Source organism: Pseudoxanthomonas sp. 97-1-1 (assembly GCF_057773125.1).
This window is the reverse complement of sequence record NZ_JBYMTJ010000004.1, coordinates 187,001-201,943: the sequence shown is the minus strand read 5'-3', so window position 1 is coordinate 201,943 and position 14,943 is coordinate 187,001. Positions and strand designations below refer to the sequence as shown.

15 protein-coding genes are annotated in these 14,943 nt (G+C 67.7%); 11 read left to right on the top strand and 4 right to left on the bottom strand.

Annotated features, from left to right (window positions below; genetic code table 11):
- The first annotated feature begins 28 nt into the window (after positions 1-28).
- The 4 genes from AC3DET_RS16195 (at position 29) to AC3DET_RS16180 (ending at position 5,428) form a co-directional block, all read left to right on the top strand.
- Complete coding sequence (locus tag AC3DET_RS16195) at positions 29-2,890, top strand: M16 family metallopeptidase (RefSeq protein ID WP_488392280.1); 2,862 nt, start codon at positions 29-31, stop codon at positions 2,888-2,890.
- Between the two features lie 106 nt (positions 2,891-2,996).
- On the top strand, positions 2,997-3,314 hold the full coding sequence (locus AC3DET_RS16190) for a DUF4156 domain-containing protein (RefSeq protein WP_337732473.1): 318 nt from the start codon (positions 2,997-2,999) through the stop codon (positions 3,312-3,314).
- Between the two features lie 124 nt (positions 3,315-3,438).
- Entirely contained in the window at positions 3,439-4,455 is a 1,017-nt protein-coding gene (locus AC3DET_RS16185; RefSeq protein WP_142122995.1) for a 3-oxoacyl-ACP synthase III, read from the top strand.
- 67 nt (positions 4,456-4,522) lie between these two features.
- Positions 4,523-5,428 (top strand): alpha/beta fold hydrolase, encoded by a 906-nt coding sequence (locus AC3DET_RS16180; protein WP_488392279.1) that lies wholly within the window; start codon positions 4,523-4,525, stop codon positions 5,426-5,428.
- Positions 5,429-5,602: 174 nt separating this feature from the next.
- Here AC3DET_RS16180 and AC3DET_RS16175 read toward each other — a convergent pair whose 3' ends face one another.
- Positions 5,603-5,983 (bottom strand): YkgJ family cysteine cluster protein, encoded by a 381-nt coding sequence (locus AC3DET_RS16175; protein ID WP_488392278.1) that lies wholly within the window; start codon positions 5,981-5,983, stop codon positions 5,603-5,605.
- A gap of 93 nt (positions 5,984-6,076) precedes the next feature.
- Here AC3DET_RS16175 and oleC point away from each other — a divergent pair, with 93 nt between their 5' ends.
- The 5 genes from oleC to ubiB all read left to right on the top strand — a co-directional run bounded on the left by oleC (position 6,077) and on the right by ubiB (position 11,570).
- Positions 6,077-7,720 (top strand): olefin beta-lactone synthetase, encoded by a 1,644-nt coding sequence (gene oleC / locus AC3DET_RS16170; RefSeq protein WP_488392277.1) that lies wholly within the window; start codon positions 6,077-6,079, stop codon positions 7,718-7,720.
- On the top strand, positions 7,717-8,718 hold the full coding sequence (gene oleD / locus AC3DET_RS16165) for a 2-alkyl-3-oxoalkanoate reductase (protein WP_488392276.1): 1,002 nt from the start codon (positions 7,717-7,719) through the stop codon (positions 8,716-8,718). Before oleC ends, oleD begins: the two co-directional genes overlap by 4 nt.
- A 285-nt stretch (positions 8,719-9,003) precedes the next feature.
- A complete protein-coding gene (locus tag AC3DET_RS16160; protein ID WP_082563134.1) occupies positions 9,004-9,162 on the top strand; it encodes a DUF1328 domain-containing protein in 159 nt (52 codons plus the stop codon).
- A gap of 117 nt (positions 9,163-9,279) precedes the next feature.
- Positions 9,280-9,921 carry a ubiquinone biosynthesis accessory factor UbiJ gene (locus AC3DET_RS16155; protein ID WP_192199725.1) on the top strand — a complete coding sequence of 214 codons (642 nt, stop codon included), beginning with the start codon at positions 9,280-9,282 and terminating at the stop codon, positions 9,919-9,921.
- A complete protein-coding gene (gene ubiB, locus AC3DET_RS16150) occupies positions 9,918-11,570 on the top strand; it encodes a ubiquinone biosynthesis regulatory protein kinase UbiB (RefSeq protein ID WP_488392275.1) in 1,653 nt (550 codons plus the stop codon). The genes AC3DET_RS16155 and ubiB overlap by 4 nt, the downstream gene beginning before the upstream one ends.
- A gap of 38 nt (positions 11,571-11,608) precedes the next feature.
- Here the strand turns inward: ubiB and AC3DET_RS16145 are convergent, their stop codons facing one another.
- Positions 11,609-12,007, bottom strand: a complete 399-nt coding sequence (locus tag AC3DET_RS16145) for a hypothetical protein (RefSeq protein WP_488392274.1) — start codon at positions 12,005-12,007, stop codon at positions 11,609-11,611.
- A 134-nt stretch (positions 12,008-12,141) separates the two neighbouring features.
- Between AC3DET_RS16145 and AC3DET_RS16140 the strand changes: the two genes are divergently transcribed.
- The gene (locus tag AC3DET_RS16140) at positions 12,142-12,708 is read left to right on the top strand and encodes a type 1 glutamine amidotransferase domain-containing protein (RefSeq protein ID WP_488392273.1); all 567 of its coding nucleotides are present in this window, start codon (positions 12,142-12,144) and stop codon (positions 12,706-12,708) included.
- A 24-nt stretch (positions 12,709-12,732) separates the two neighbouring features.
- Here AC3DET_RS16140 and AC3DET_RS16135 read toward each other — a convergent pair whose 3' ends face one another.
- Positions 12,733-13,149, bottom strand: coding sequence for a hypothetical protein (locus AC3DET_RS16135; RefSeq protein ID WP_488392272.1), 417 nt, complete (start codon positions 13,147-13,149; stop codon positions 12,733-12,735).
- Positions 13,146-13,991: a hypothetical protein gene (locus AC3DET_RS16130; protein WP_488392271.1), complete on the bottom strand. Its 846-nt coding sequence runs from the start codon at positions 13,989-13,991 to the stop codon at positions 13,146-13,148. Before AC3DET_RS16130 ends, AC3DET_RS16135 begins: the two co-directional genes overlap by 4 nt.
- Before the next feature lie 80 nt (positions 13,992-14,071).
- On the opposite strand from AC3DET_RS16130, the gene AC3DET_RS16125 reads away from it, so the two are divergent.
- Positions 14,072-14,932 carry an endonuclease/exonuclease/phosphatase family protein gene (locus AC3DET_RS16125; RefSeq protein WP_488392270.1) on the top strand — a complete coding sequence of 287 codons (861 nt, stop codon included), beginning with the start codon at positions 14,072-14,074 and terminating at the stop codon, positions 14,930-14,932.
- Positions 14,933-14,943 lie beyond the last annotated feature (11 nt).

The following is a 14,943-nucleotide window of genomic DNA, read 5'->3' as shown; positions in this document are numbered from 1 at the left end:
GCCCATTCAGTATTCAAAGGAGTGTCCGATGCACCTTTCCCGCCGGCCCCGCGCCGCCCTGCTCGCCATCGCCCTGTCCGCCGCGCTCGGGGGACTGGCCTACGCGCCGGCGTCGACGCATGCGAAGCCGGCGGGCGCGGACGTCGTGATTCCGTATGAAGAGTTCACCCTGCCGAACGGCCTGCGCGTGATCGTGCACACCGACCGCAAGGCGCCCATCGTGGCGGTGAATGTCTGGTACCACGTGGGCAGCAAGAACGAGACCCCGGGCCGCACCGGCTTCGCGCACTTGTTTGAGCACCTGATGTTCCAGGGCAGCGAGAACCATGACGGCGAGTTCTTCACCCCGTTCGAGCTGGTCGGCGCCACCGACCAGAACGGCACCACCAACCAGGACCGCACCAACTATTTCCAGAACGTGCCCACCACCGCCGTGGACATGGCGTTGTGGATGGAATCCGACCGCATGGGCCACCTGCTGGGCGCGATCGACCAGAAGGCGCTCGACGAGCAGCGCGGCGTGGTGCAGAACGAGAAGCGCCAAGGCGAGAACCAGCCCTATGGCCGCCGCATCTTCGCGCGCATGTTCGAGGCGCTGTACCCGGCCGGGCATCCCTACAGCTGGCAGACCATCGGCTCCATGGCCGACCTGGACGCCGCCACGCTGGATGACGTGAAGACCTGGTTCCGCAGCTGGTACGGCCCCAACAACGCCGTGCTGGTGCTGGCCGGCGACATCGACGTGGCCACCGCCAAGGAGAAGGTGACCCGTTACTTCGGCGACATCCCGGCCAGCGCCACGCTGGCAGACATGAAAACCAACATCCCGAAGCACGCCAGGGACACCCGCGAGACGATCCCCGACCGCGTGCCGCAGGTGCGCGTCTACCGCGCCTGGCCAGTGGCGGAGATGGGCACGAAGGACGCCACCCTGCTGGACCTGTTCGCGCAGGTGCTGGGCGGCAGCGCGGCCTCGCGCTTCGACACCCGCCTGGTGCACGGCGACAAGATCGCCGACCAGGCCAGCGCGTTCCAGTGGAGCAGCGAGATCAGCAGCACGTTCTTCCTGATGTCCACCGTGAAGGAAGGCGTGGAGCCGGCCAAGGTCGAACAGGCCCTGGACGAGGAACTCAAGCGCCTGGTCACCCAGGGCCCGACAGCCGAAGAGCTGGAGCGTGCCAAGGTCTCCGGGCGCGCGGCGTTCGTGCGCGGCATCGAGCGCATCGGCGGTTTCGGCGGCAAGTCCGACGTACTGGCCTCGTGCGCCGTCTACCAGGGCACGCCGGATTGCTACAAGGAAGAGTTGGACATCCTCGCCAACGCCACGCCGGCGGAAGTGCAGGCCGTGGCCAGGAAATGGCTGGCAGGGGCCTCGCACACCATCCTCGTGCAGCCCAGCGAGACGCCGGCCTCGGCCCTGCCGGAAACCGTGTTCGCCGCGCCCGCCACGCAGCCGGCCCCCACACCCAAGGTCGATCCGAAGTTCAAGACGGTGAAGACCGACGTGGATCGCAGCCAGGGCGTGCCGAAGACCGCGACCTTCCCGGACCTGAAGTTCCCGGCCGTGCAGCGCGCCACCCTGTCCAACGGCATGCAGGTCGCGCTGGCCGAGCGGCATGAAACGCCGGTGGTGCAGATCAGCGTCGAGTTCCCCGGCGGTTACGCCGCCGATGTCGGCAAGAAGCTGGGCACCGCCAGCTTTGCGCTGCAGATGATGGACGAAGGCGCGGGCCAGTACGGCGCGCTGGACTTCGCCGCCCGCAAGGAAGCGCTGGGCGCGGAACTGACCACGGGCGCCGGCCTGGACAGCGCTTCGGTGGGCCTGTCGGCACTGACCGAAAAGCTGAACCCGTCGCTGGACCTGCTTGCCGACGTATTGCGTCGCCCGACCTTCGCCCCGGCCGAGATCGAGCGCGTGCGCGCCACCTGGATCGCCGGCATCAAGCAGGAGAAGGCGCGCCCGCAGACCGCCGCGCTGCGCACGTTGCCGCCGCTGCTGTATGGCGCCGGCCATCCGTATGCCATCCCGTTCACCGGCTCGGGCACGGAGGCATCGATCGCCTCGCTGACCCGCGACGACCTGGTCGCCTTCCATCGTGACTGGCTGCAGCCGGACCAGGCCCGCATCACCGTGGTCGGCGATACCACGCTGGCGCAGATCGTGCCGTTGCTGGAAGCCCGCCTGGGCGACTGGAAGCCCGCGCCCAACGCACCGAAGCTGGCGGCCGTGCCCAAGGTGGCCAACGCCACCAAGCCGCGCGTGTTCCTGATCGACCAGCCGGGCGCCATCCAGTCCAACGTCTACGCCGCCCAGCTGGTGCCGCCCACCGGTGACACCGGCACCATCGACTTCGACTTCGCCAACGGCGTGCTGGGCGGGCAGTTCAGCTCCCGCCTCAACATGAACCTGCGCGAGGACAAGCATTGGGCGTACGGCTCGTACAGCGGTGCCCGCAATGCACTTGGTCAGCGCCCGTGGTGGGCCAGCGCCGCGGTACAGAGCGACCGCACTGCCGACTCGATGAAGGAGCTGCAGAAGGAGATCAGCCAGTTCGCCACCGGACAGGCGCCGTCCAAGCCGGAGGAAATCGCCAAGATCCGCGCGGCCAACACGCTGGAACTGCCGGGCGCGTACGAAACCGCGTCCGCCGTGCTGGGACAGATCGCCACCAACCAGCGGTACGGCCGGCCGGACGACTACATCGTCCAGTACAAGGCCCGCAACGAAGCGATCGGCGCAGCCGACGTGGCCAGGGCGGCGTCCACCCTGTCGCCGTCCGCGCTGACCTGGGTGGTGGTGGGTGACCTGTCCAAGGTCGGCGAATCGGTCCGCGCGCTGCAGCTGGGCGAAGCGGTGGAACTGGATGCCGACGGCAAACAGAAGCCGTAAGGCCCGAACGGCACCGCTCCTCCGCGCGGGGAGCGGTGCGCGTGCCCGGAGCGATTCATCCCGCGTGGGCCAGAATGGCCGCGACTCCCCTTTCCAGGTGATCCCGATGCGACTCGTCCTGCTTGCCGCCGCTTCCACCGTGCTGCTGTCCGCCTGCACCTGGGTGCACCTGGCGCCCACCGCCCGGGATGTCCGCGTGGTCGGCGTGGGCGCCGTTCCCGCCGGCTGCGAGAAGCGCGGCGAGGTATCGGTATCGGTCAAGGACAGCGTGGCCTTCTATGAGCGCAACGCCCTGAGGGTGCGCGATGAACTGGAAACCCTGGCCCGCAACGAGGCCCCCGGCCTGCAGGCCGATACCCTGCAGCCCCTGGGCGATCCGGCCAACGGCGAGCAGCGTTTCGCCGCGTTCCGTTGCGGCCGATGAAATGTGACGCACATCACTGTTCAGGATGGCGCGCGCCCAGGGCGATCCTGCGTAAAGATGCGGTGAAGGCGGGAAGTGAGTACCCTTGTCGGCCCCCTTTGCCTGAGCCTTGGCGCTAACCTCGATGCTCTTCAAGAATGTCTCCATCGCGGGACTGGCGCATATCGATGCGCCGCACACGCTGACGTCCGACGAGATCAACGCCCGCCTCCAGCCCACGCTCGACCGCCTGGGCATCAAGACCGACGTGTTGAACGACGTCGCCGGTGTGCATGCCCGCCGCCTGTGGGACGACGATGTGCAGGCCTCCGACGCAGCCACGCTGGCGGCACGGAAGGCCTTGCTCGACGCCGGCATCGGCGCTGACAAGATCGGCCTGGTGGTGAACACCTCCGTCAGCCGCGACTACCTGGAGCCGTCCACGGCCAGCATCGTCTGCGGCAACCTGGGCGTCAGCGACCATTGCCAGACCTTCGACGTGACCAATGCGTGCCTGGCCTTCATCAACGGCATGGACATCGCCGCCCGCATGCTGGAACGCGGCGAGATCGATTACGCGCTGGTCGTCGATGGCGAGACCGCCAACCTCGTCTACGACAAGACCATCGAGCGCCTCAATGCCCCGGATGTCACCGAGCAGCAGTTCCGTGACGAGCTGGCGGCCCTGACCCTGGGCTGCGGTGCCGTGGCGATGGTGATGACGCGCCGCGAGCTGGCGCCGGATGCCCCGCGTTACAAGGGTGGCGTGACCCGCTCGGCGACCGAGTGGAACAAGCTCTGCCGCGGCAACCTGGACCGCATGGTCACCGATACCCGCATGCTGCTGATCGAGGGCATGAAGCTGGCCACCAAGACCTTCGCCGCGGCCAAGATCGCACTGGGCTGGGCGGTGGACGAACTGGACCAGTTCGTCATCCACCAGGTCAGCCGCCCGCACACGCAGGCGTTCGTGAAGTCGTTCGGCATCGACCCTAAGAAGGTCATGACCATCTTTACCGAGCACGGCAACATCGGCCCGGCCAGCGTGCCGATCGTGCTGAGCAAGCTGAAGGAACTGGGCAAGCTGAAGAAGGGCGACCGCATCGCCCTGCTCGGCATCGGCTCGGGCCTGAACTGCACGATGGCCGAGGTGGAGTGGTAACCCCACCCGGCATTCGCATTCCAGGGGCCGGTTCGCCGGCCCTTTTCTTTGACGGCGGCGACGCGCGATGAACCTTCCCGGCTACCCCTCCCATCCGAAGCGCTTCGAGGTCCGCCCGGGCCTGTCGATGAACTACCTCGACGAAGGCCCGCGCGATGGCGAGGTGGTGGTGATGCTGCACGGCAATCCGTCGTGGAGCTACTACTGGCGCACGCTGGTGGCCGGGCTGACGGACCCCGCTGCTAGCAAGCGTTACCGCTGCATCGTGCCCGACCACATCGGCATGGGCCTGTCGGACAAGCCCGACGACAGCCGTTACGAGTACACGCTGCAGTCGCGCGTGGATGATGTTGCAGCGTTGCTGGAACACCTGGGCATCACCGGCCCGGTGACGCTGGCCGTGCACGACTGGGGCGGCATGATCGGTTTCGGCTGGGCGCTCTCGCATGCGGCGCAGGTGAAGCGTCTGGTCATCACCAACACCGCCGCGTTCCCGATGCCGGCCGCCAAGCCGATGCCATGGCAGATCGCACTCGGCCGCGACTGGAAGATCGGCGAGTGGATCATCCGCGGCTTCAACGCGTTTTCCGCAGGCGCGTCATGGATCGGCGTGGAGCGCCGCATGCCCCCCGATGTGCGTCGCGCGTACGTGTCGCCGTACGACACCTGGGCGAACCGCATTTCGACGATCCGCTTCATGCAGGACATCCCGCTGGGCCCGAAGGACAAGGCGTGGTCGCTGCTCGAAGCCGCCGGCAAGGCGCTGCCGTCGTTCGCCGACCGGCCCGCGTTCCTGGGTTGGGGTTTGAAGGACTTCGTGTTCGACAGGCACTTCCTCGATGGTTTCCGCGCAGCACTGCCGAATGCGGAAGTGCACGTCTACGAGGACGCCGGCCACTACGTGCTGGAAGACAGGCACGAGATCCTGGTACCGCTGATCCGCGACTTCCTGGACCGCCATCCGTTGGATTGATCCCATCTCCCACGGAGGTGTTCCCTTCTCCCTGCGCCAGCGGGGAGAAGGTGCCGAAGGCGGATGAGGGGCGCTCTTGCCGTTGCTCTATTTGACGGATGTCTGAGTGGCTCGCTGCGCTCGCCTCCCCTCATCCGGCGCTTCGCGCCACCTTCTCCCACAAGGGGAGAAGGCTTAAAGCTCCGGTAACGGATTCTTCTCGGCCTCGACCACGCCTACCCAGTCCGCTTCCTCCAGCAGCGGCAACCCATGCGCCAACCGCGCCTTGTCGCACTGCGCGCTGCGCTCGCCGAACTCCAGTGACGCCGGCACCAGCGCGCATACCGACGGTCGCCGGTCGTGGATCGTGCAGCGGCTGTAGCGGCCGATGTCGGCATCCAGCGCCACGCAGTGCGGGTGCTTCTGGGAGGTGCCCCGCATCACCCGCTCGTGCACCCGCAGCGGTTCGGTCAGTTCGATCGGTACCACGCCGCCCTGGTCGGGATCCGCCTCGCTCCAGTGGAAGCTGACACGGAAGTGGGCGCAGCAGGCGCCGCAGGTCAGGCAGGGATGCATCGGGGCTTGGCTGGCGGCGGTGCGCGGGCGGGACGCGCATTCTGCCAACCCGGGCGGCTGACGCAAGTACCGTCCAGCGGCGACAATGGCCGCATGACCGATCCGTGCAACATCGCCGCCAGCCTGCCCCGGCTGGCCCGCGAGCAGCCCGACCGCGTGGCCATGCGCTGTCCCGACGCCGCCGGACGCTACACCCGCGAACTCACCTATGCCCAGCTGGACGCGCGCAGCGACGCCATCGCCGCCGGTCTTGGCGCGTACGGCATCGGTCGCGGCGACCGCACCGTGGTGATGGTGCGGCCCACCCCGGAATTCTTCCTGCTGATGTTCGCGCTGTTCAAGGCCGGCGCCGTGCCGGTGCTGGTGGACCCCGGCATCGACCGGCGCGCGCTGAAGCAGTGCCTGGACGAAGCCGAACCGCAGGCCTTCATCGGCATCCCGCTGGCGCAGGCCGCGCGTTGCGTGCTGGGCTGGGCGAAGTCCGCGAAGAGGATCGTCACCGTCGGCACGCGCTGGGCGTGGGGTGGCACTACGCTGGCGAAGATCGAGGCGCGCGGTACCGACGCCGGTCCGCAGCTGGCGGCCACCGCACCCGACGATGTCGCCGGCATCCTGTTCACCAGCGGCTCCACCGGCGTGCCGAAGGGTGTGGTCTACCGCCACCGCCATTTCGTCGCCCAGATCGAACTGCTGCGCAACGCCTTCGGCATGCAGCCCGGTGGCGTCGACCTGCCCACGTTCCCGCCGTTCGCGCTGTTCGATCCCGCGCTCGGGCTCACCTCGGTGATCCCGGACATGGATCCCACGCGCCCGGCCAGCGCCGATCCGCGCAAACTGCACGCGGCCATCGCGCGTTTCGGCGTCACCCAGCTGTTCGGCTCGCCTGCGCTGATGAAGGTGCTCGCCGACCATGGCGCGCCACTGCCGGGCGTGCAGCGCGTGACCTCGGCCGGCGCACCGGTGCCGCCGGACGTCGTGGCGAAGATCCGTACGCTGCTGCCGGATACCGCGCAGTTCTGGACGCCGTACGGGGCCACCGAATGCCTGCCGGTCGCCGTCATCGAAGGCCGCGAACTGGACGCCACGCGCGTGGACACGGAAGCCGGTGCCGGCACCTGCGTCGGTCGCGCCGTGCCGCCGAACGAGGTCCGCATCATCCGCATCACCGACGCGCCGATCGAACGCTGGACCGATGTCGAGGTGCTGCCCGACGGCGAAGTTGGCGAGATCACCGTCGCCGGCCCCACCGCCACCGATACCTATTTCCGTCGCGATGCCGCCACGCGCGCAGCGAAGATCCGCGAAACCCTGCCCGAGGGTGCCGAACGCACCGTGCATCGCATGGGCGACGTGGGCTGGTTCGATGGCGAAGGCCGACTGTGGTTCTGCGGTCGCAAGACGCAACGCGTCGAGACCGCCGACGGCCCGCTCTACACCGAGCAGGTCGAACCCGTCTTCAACATCCATCCGCGGGTCCGCCGCACCGCACTGGTCGGGGTTGGCGAGCCCGGACGCCAATCGCCGGTGCTCTGCTACGAACTGCAGCCCGGCGCCAGCGCCGACCGCACGCAGATGGAGGCCGAGCTGCGCGCCATCGGTGCACGCCATCCGCACACCGCGCGCATCGCCACCTTCCTGCCGCACCCCGGCTTTCCCGTCGACATCCGCCACAACGCCAAGATCGGTCGGGAGACATTGGCGGCATGGGCACGCACGCAACAAGGACACCACGCATGAAGATCCTGGTCACCGGCGGCGGTGGTTTCCTTGGCCAGGCGCTGTGCCGTGGCCTGGTCGAACGCGGGCACGAGGTGATCAGCCTCAACCGTGGCTACTACCCGGTGCTGCGCGAACTCGGCGTGGGCCAGGTGCAGGGCGATCTCGCCGACGCGCATGCGGTGATGCATGCCGCCGATGGCGTGGACGCGGTTTTCCACAACGCCGCGAAGGCCGGGGCCTGGGGCAGCTACAAGAGCTACCACGACGCCAATGTGGTCGGCACGCAGAACGTGCTCGAGGCGTGTCGCACGCACGGCATCGGTCGCCTGGTCTACACCTCAACGCCCAGCGTGACCCACCGTGCCACGCATCCGGTGGAAGGCGGCACCGCCGACACCGTGCCCTACGGCGAAGGCTTCAAGGCGCCGTATGCCACCACGAAGACGATCGCCGAAAAGGCGGTGCTCGCCGCCAACGATGCATCGCTGGCGACGGTCGCGCTGCGCCCGCGCCTGATCTGGGGTCCGGGCGACCACCAGATCCTGCCGCGACTGGTATCGCGTGCCCGCGCCGGTCGCCTGCGCATCGTTGGCAGTGGCGAGAACCATGTCGACACCAGCTACATCGACAACGCCGCGCAAGCGCACTTCGACGCCTTCGACCACCTGGCACCCGGTGCGGCCTGCGCGGGCAAGGCGTACTTCATCTCCAACGGCGAGCCATGGCCCATGCGCAAGCTGCTCAACGCGCTGCTGGAATCGGCCCATGCGCCGCGCGTCGAGAAGCACCTGTCCTTCAAGGCCGCGTATCGCATCGGTGCGGTGTGCGAAGCCCTGTGGACGGTGCTGCCACTGCAAGGCGAGCCGCCGATGACGCGCTTCCTGGCCGAACAGCTGAGCACAGCGCACTGGTACGACATGGCACCCGCACGTCGCGACTTCGGTTATGTACCGCGCGTGTCGATGGAAGAAGGGTTCGAGCGCTTGCGCGCCTGGCTGCGCGATCATCCGTTGTAGGAAGGGCTTCAGTCCGCGCCTCGACCAACGTGCCATGCCTGCGTCGATGAGCGCGCCGCAGTGCGGCAGGAGAGTGGATGCCTCTGAGGGCGACTGCATCCCTGGTGTAAGAGAGGTGGGGCTGCAGCCCCTCCTGCAGAACGCCTGATCTTCACGTCCGAATCACGACACTGAAGCGTGTCCATATCGCACCGCGCGGAAATCACGCGGCGATGACTCCCCGCGTTCCAGCATGGCGCACGCCACTACCGGCTGCATCGCTGGCCACAGCCCAAAGGAGTTTCCATGCTGCGCTACGCCATCATCTTCTTCGTCATCGCCCTCATCGCCGCCGTACTGGGTTTCAGCGGCATCGCGGGTGCCGCCACCAACATCGCGTGGGTACTGTTCGTCGTCTTCGTGATCCTGGCGATCATCTCGCTGTTGCGCGGCAAGCGCGTCTGACCTTTCCACCGTCTCTCCCCGCCGGGATGGCAGGACGCCATCGAGCCCGCCCCGAGCCTGCATGAAGCAGGCCGACGGGCGGGCAGGGCATGCAGGCTTTGCCGCTAGAATGGCGGCATGGACCTGTCTCCGTTCGATGCCCTGAAACCCCTCGCCGGTCGCGCACTCGAAGCCGCGCTCAACCAGGCGATCGCGCTTGATCCCGACACATCGGCGGCGCTGCGTCCTCTCGAAGGCCGCCGCATCCAGCTGGTGGTCGATGCTCCGCCGCTGGCAATGGACATCATGGTCGGCGGTGGTCGCCTGCAGGTAGGTCCGGCCAGTGAAGTGCTGGAAGCCGATCTCGCCGTGCGCAGCACGCTCGGCGGACTGCTCGGTCAACTCCCTTTCCTGCGTCGCGACAACGCGACCCCGGTCGGCAAGGTCAAAGTCTCCGGCGACGCCGAGCTCGCACGCCGCCTGCAGACGCTGGCCACGCGCTTCGATCCCGACTGGTCGCTGCCGTTCACCCGGGTGTTCGGTGACGTGATCGGCGTGCAGGTGGCGAATGCCGTACGTGCCGGTCTGCAACAGGCCCGCATTGCCGCGGGCAACCTTGCGGAAAGTGCCGCCGAGTACGTGACCGAAGAATCGCGCGACGTGGTCGGCCGCGACGAACTCAATGCCTTCCATGATGACGTCGATGCCATGCGCGACGACGTGGAGCGGCTGGCCGTCCGCATCGGCCGCCTCGCCGCACGCGTGGAGCACCGCGCATGAAGTCGGTGTTGAGGGCCAGCCGCATCGGCCGCGTGCTGCTCCGCTATCGCCTGGACGACCTGCTCGAAGGCACGCCGGTCGAGCGCTGGCTGAAGCTGGGCCGCCCGTTTGTGCCGCGTGCATCGGCGGAGATCGCCGCACAGCCGCGAGGTGCGCGACTGCGCCTGGCGCTGCAGGAACTCGGGCCCATCTTCGTCAAGTTCGGGCAGATCCTGTCCACCCGCCGCGATCTCATCCCGCCCGACATCGCCGAAGAACTCACCCTGCTGCAGGACCGCGTGGCGCCGTTCGATGGTGATGTCGCGCGTGCGCTGGTGGAACAGGAGCTGGGCCGGCCGATCATCGAGGCCTTCGAGCATTTCGACACCACGCCGCTGGCCTCCGCGTCCATCGCGCAGGTGCATGCGGCCACGCTGCCCGGTGGGCGCGAGGTGGTGGTGAAGGTGCTGCGCCCGGACATCCGTCGGCAGATCGCCGGGGACATCGCGCTGCTGGAGAGCATCGCGGCCATCGTCGACCGCGCGCATCCGAACGCCGACAAGATCCGCCCGCGCGAGATCGTCGCCGAGATCGAGAACACGCTGGCGGCGGAACTCGACCTGCAGCGCGAGGCCGGCAATGCCAGCCTGCTGCGGCGCAACTGGGCGGACTCGCCCGACCTGTACGTGCCCGAGGTGATCTGGTCGCACACCGCCGAGCGCGCGATGACGATGGAACGCGTGCGCGGCATCCCGTCCGACGACATCGCCGCGCTGGATGCCGCGGGCATCGACCGCAAGGCACTCGCCGCCAAAGGCGTGCGCGTGTTCTACCAGCAGGTGTTCCGCGACAACTTCTTCCACGCCGACGCGCACGCCGGCAACATCTGGGTGGATCCGGAGCGGAAGACCGATCCGTGCTTCATCGCGCTGGATTTCGGCATCATGGGCCAGCTCTCACGCGACGATCAGTATTGGCTCGCCGAGAACTTCATGGCGATCTTCAACCGCGATTACCGCCGCATCGCCGAACTGCACGTGCAGGCGGGATGGATGCCGGCGCACATCCGCATCGACGAACTCGAAGCCGCCGCGCGCGCCGTCTGCGAACCCTATTTCACCCGCCCGCTCAGCGAGATCTCGCTGGCCGAAGTGCTGGCCAAGCTGTTCCGTACCGCGCAGCGCTACGAGCTGACCCTGCAGCCGCAGCTGATCCTGCTGCAGAAGACCCTGCTCAACATCGAGGGCGTGGGCCGGCAACTGGACCCGCAGATCGACATCTGGGCGGTGGCGCGGCCGGTGCTGGAGCGCATCCTGCTGGAGCGCTACAGCCCGCAACGCGCCGCGCAGGAGTTCCGCAAGCGCCTGCCCGAGATCATGACCCACGCGCCGGACATGCCGCGCCTGGTGCATGCATGGCTGAGCCAGCAGGTGGAAGGCCGGCACGAGCTGGCGATGCGTTCCAAGGACCTCACCGAACTGACCCAGACGATGAAGGGCCTGCAGCGCCGCGTCGTCGCCGCGATCCTCGGCGTGGGCCTGCTGATCGTCGCGGCCGTGCTGTATGCGCTGGAAGCGGGTGGGCCACGCCTGCTCGACGTGCCCGCTTCCGCGTGGATCGCCGGCATCGGCGGCTTGTGGGCGTTGCTGGCGGCGTGGCCGCGGCGCTGAGGTGGAACACTTCTGTGGGCGAAGCGCAGTCCTGAGCCTCACGTATCCGCGCGCGTGGCGCGCCGACGTCCCCACGCCAACCACCAGCCCAGCCACACCTGCACGGGCAAGGTCAGCAGGCAGGCGAGGGTGAACCAGCGCGGGAAGTCTTCCCACGCGAGCCAGACCAGGGTCACGCCGAGGGCCAGGTACAACGCGAGGAACACCCAGGCGTGCGCGGTCTTCGCGACTGCCGCCACACCGACCATCAGCATGCTGCCGGCCACGCCGGCCATGACGACCCACAGCAGGTCGTAGGCCAGCCGCGCGTCACCGCCGGAAGGCAGGCGCAGCGCCGCTGCGAGTTCACCGCCGATCTGGTTGACCAGAGGCAACGCGTAGAGCGACACGACGCACGCCGCCACGCTGCGTAACACGACAACCATGCGACGGGGCATGAGTGCCCTTCCATGAACAGATGAGGCATTGGAGCACATCGACTACGCGCGTTGACACGATGGCAACGATTCCTTCGCATGCCGTGCGCGTGGCGCACGCTACCGTGATATCTCATTCATACGGGAGCCTTCCCATGAGCCACCTGACGGGAAAACGCGTCGCCATCCTCGCCACCGACGGCTTCGAGCAATCCGAGTTGACCGAACCGATGCGCGTACTGCAGTCGCACCACGCGCAGGTCGACATCGTCTCGCCCGATGGCGGACGCATCCAGGGCTTCAAGCACTTCGACAAGGGCGACCAGGTGGACGTGGATCATGTGCTGTCCGAAGTCTCCGCCAAGGACTACGACGCGCTCGTCATTCCCGGGGGGCTGTTCAATCCGGACGCCCTGCGCGTGGACGACCAGGCACTGGCCTTCACCCGCGGCTTCTTCGAAGCCGGCAAGCCGGTCGGTGCGATCTGCCACGGCCCGTGGGTGCTCGCCAACGCCGACGTGCTGCGTGGCCGCACCGTTACCTCGGTGCCCAACATCCGCAAGGACCTGGAGAATGCGGGCGCGAACTGGAAGGACGACGAAGTCATCGTCGACAAGGGCCTGGTCACCAGCCGCACACCGGAGGATCTGCCCGCGTTCTGCGCCAAGCTGGTGGAGGAGATCGCGGAAGGAAAACACAGCGGCCAGCGCCGCTTGGCGTAAGCCCATCTCGCGACGCCACGCAGTTCAGCGTGGCGTCGTCGTCGCCGCGGGCAGGGTCGTCGGCGTGCAGCGCGGCAGCGGCAGGGGTCCGAATACCTTCGTGGTGCCGGCGAAACCGCCTTGTTCCACCACATAGACCGCGCGTGCCTGCGTATCGACATGCAGGAACTGCTGGTAGCCGTCGGCGACGTGGCCCATGTCCGACAAGGGCGTGCCCAGCGTGTGCAGCATGTCGGCCGGCGGCGATGCCATCACCGGCCATGCCTGGCGGACGCCGTAGGGGCTCGTGAAAGGTTTGAGGCGTGCGGCAGCGCAGGCTGTCGCGGTGTCGTTGGTAGCTGGCGAAGGTGCAGGCGCGGGCGAGGTCGACGAAGCCACGGCCGCCTGCGCCAGCAGCGTGCATGCGCACAGTGCACGAAGAGTGGATGCCACCGTCTTCATTGTTCTTTCTTCTCCCTGCGCGACATCAGCCTGGTCTTGCCATCCTCGATCAGCCAATTGCCTTCCGACGTAGCCACATACATCGGCTGGCGCGCCCACAGGCTCCAGAACACGTGCACCTCGGTCGGAACCGGGTCTAGCAGGTGGGTGACCATCATGGCCACGGCTTTCATGGATCTGTCGTTGCGTGGACTGTCGAGCGCAATGCAGGTGCGAGTGAAGGGCCGTTGCTTGAGGATCCGTTCTCCGGCGGGATCCAGATCGAGGCGATAGCTGCCGCCGATGGGGACGATGCCATGCTGCGTGGTTCCCGGCAGCAGATACGCGGCCCAGCCACCGCCCTCATTGTTGGTGGGCAGCACGACAGTGTTGTAGGTGCGTGAGCAGGGCTCGAACTTTGCAGCGGCGGCGGTGGCACGCGCCCGCGCCGCGCCAAGTTCGTACGCCGTCAACGCCACCGGCTCAGTGAGCGCTTCCGCCTTTCCCGAGACGCGGCCGTCGCTCGTGACCGTCGCCCGGTATCGCGCCCGTGGTACCGGTTCGCTGCTGACGAAGCTCACAACGATGCCTTCCTCGCGCTGCTCGGTGATCCAGCCCGCCAGGTCTCCGTGCTTGCCGTCCCGACGAAACGCCTTGAGCTCCATCGCTGCGTCAGTGGCGACGGCAGCCGCCTGGTCGTGCAGGTAGATCAAGCGGCCCGTGGCATCGGCATCCAGGATCGCGCGTGTCGTCTGCGCGTCGTCGATCGGTACGGGAGCGTCACTCTGCGCAGATGCAATCTGCGCATACACCAGAGCAGACAACAGCCAGGCGGCACGGCCGATGCACGTCATTCCTCGCATGATCGAACTCCTTCCCTCCCCAATGGGGCGCGACGTTACCGCAGTTCCTATACTGGTGCGAGTCGAACCGGAAGACCGCCATGCCTCTCCTCCGCGCCATCCTGATCGTGATGATCCTCGCCACCACCGGTCTGCAAGCCCAGGCCACCGACGTGCCGCCGGCAAAGCCCACCAATGCCCTGCGCATCATGAGCTTCAACATCCGCCTGCCCGCGGAGAGCGATGGCGTGGACTACTGGGAAACACGCAAGCCGCTGGCGGTACGCATGCTGCGCGAGGAGGCGCCAGACGTGATCGGCCTGCAGGAACTGGTGCAGGCGCAGGCCGAGTACCTGGCGCGTGAATTGCCCGAGTACGCGTGGTTCGGTCGCGGTCGCAATGCCGATGGCGGCGGCGAGCACATGGGCGTGTTCTACCGGAAGGACCGCCTGAAGGTGGTCGAGTCCGGCGACTTCTGGCTGTCCGATACGCCCGACGTGCCGGGCAGCATCACCTGGAACCATCTCTATCCGCGCATGGTGACCTGGGCGCTGTTCGAGCAGCGCAGCGACGGCAAGCGCTTCTACCTGTTCAACACCCACCTGCCATACCGCGATCAGGACGAAGCCGCGCGGGTGAAGGGCGCGCAGGCCATCGCGCGCCGCCTGGCCGCGTTGCCGGCCGGGGTGCCGGTGGTGCTGACTGGCGACTTCAACACCGCGCCGGACAGCCAGGTGCACGCCGTGCTCGCGCAGACGCTGCAGGATGCGTGGACCACCGCACCGCGGGTGGAAGGCAGTGAAGCGACGTTCCATGGGTTCACGGGCAACGCCGACAAGCGCATCGACTGGGTCTTCGTCCGCGGCGTGCAGCTGGAATCGATCGCCTCGATCACCACGCGCTGGGGCGGACGCTATCCGTCCGACCACTTCCCGCTGCTGGCGACGCTGCGGCTGCCGTAAGCCTGCGTTGC

What these genes read in the sequence shown, in the direction of transcription:
- AC3DET_RS16195 (WP_488392280.1), top strand. Translation starts at nt 29, where the DNA reads ATGCACCTTTCCCGCCGGCCCCGCGCCGCCCTGCTCGCCATCGCCCTG.
- AC3DET_RS16190 (WP_337732473.1), top strand. Translation starts at nt 2,997, where the DNA reads ATGCGACTCGTCCTGCTTGCCGCCGCTTCCACCGTGCTGCTGTCCGCC.
- AC3DET_RS16185 (WP_142122995.1), top strand. Translation starts at nt 3,439, where the DNA reads ATGCTCTTCAAGAATGTCTCCATCGCGGGACTGGCGCATATCGATGCG.
- AC3DET_RS16180 (WP_488392279.1), top strand. Translation starts at nt 4,523, where the DNA reads ATGAACCTTCCCGGCTACCCCTCCCATCCGAAGCGCTTCGAGGTCCGC.
- AC3DET_RS16175 (WP_488392278.1), bottom strand. Translation starts at nt 5,983, where the DNA reads ATGCATCCCTGCCTGACCTGCGGCGCCTGCTGCGCCCACTTCCGTGTC.
- oleC (WP_488392277.1), top strand. Translation starts at nt 6,077, where the DNA reads ATGACCGATCCGTGCAACATCGCCGCCAGCCTGCCCCGGCTGGCCCGC.
- oleD (WP_488392276.1), top strand. Translation starts at nt 7,717, where the DNA reads ATGAAGATCCTGGTCACCGGCGGCGGTGGTTTCCTTGGCCAGGCGCTG.
- AC3DET_RS16160 (WP_082563134.1), top strand. Translation starts at nt 9,004, where the DNA reads ATGCTGCGCTACGCCATCATCTTCTTCGTCATCGCCCTCATCGCCGCC.
- AC3DET_RS16155 (WP_192199725.1), top strand. Translation starts at nt 9,280, where the DNA reads ATGGACCTGTCTCCGTTCGATGCCCTGAAACCCCTCGCCGGTCGCGCA.
- ubiB (WP_488392275.1), top strand. Translation starts at nt 9,918, where the DNA reads ATGAAGTCGGTGTTGAGGGCCAGCCGCATCGGCCGCGTGCTGCTCCGC.
- AC3DET_RS16145 (WP_488392274.1), bottom strand. Translation starts at nt 12,007, where the DNA reads ATGCCCCGTCGCATGGTTGTCGTGTTACGCAGCGTGGCGGCGTGCGTC.
- AC3DET_RS16140 (WP_488392273.1), top strand. Translation starts at nt 12,142, where the DNA reads ATGAGCCACCTGACGGGAAAACGCGTCGCCATCCTCGCCACCGACGGC.
- AC3DET_RS16135 (WP_488392272.1), bottom strand. Translation starts at nt 13,149, where the DNA reads ATGAAGACGGTGGCATCCACTCTTCGTGCACTGTGCGCATGCACGCTG.
- AC3DET_RS16130 (WP_488392271.1), bottom strand. Translation starts at nt 13,991, where the DNA reads ATGCGAGGAATGACGTGCATCGGCCGTGCCGCCTGGCTGTTGTCTGCT.
- AC3DET_RS16125 (WP_488392270.1), top strand. Translation starts at nt 14,072, where the DNA reads ATGCCTCTCCTCCGCGCCATCCTGATCGTGATGATCCTCGCCACCACC.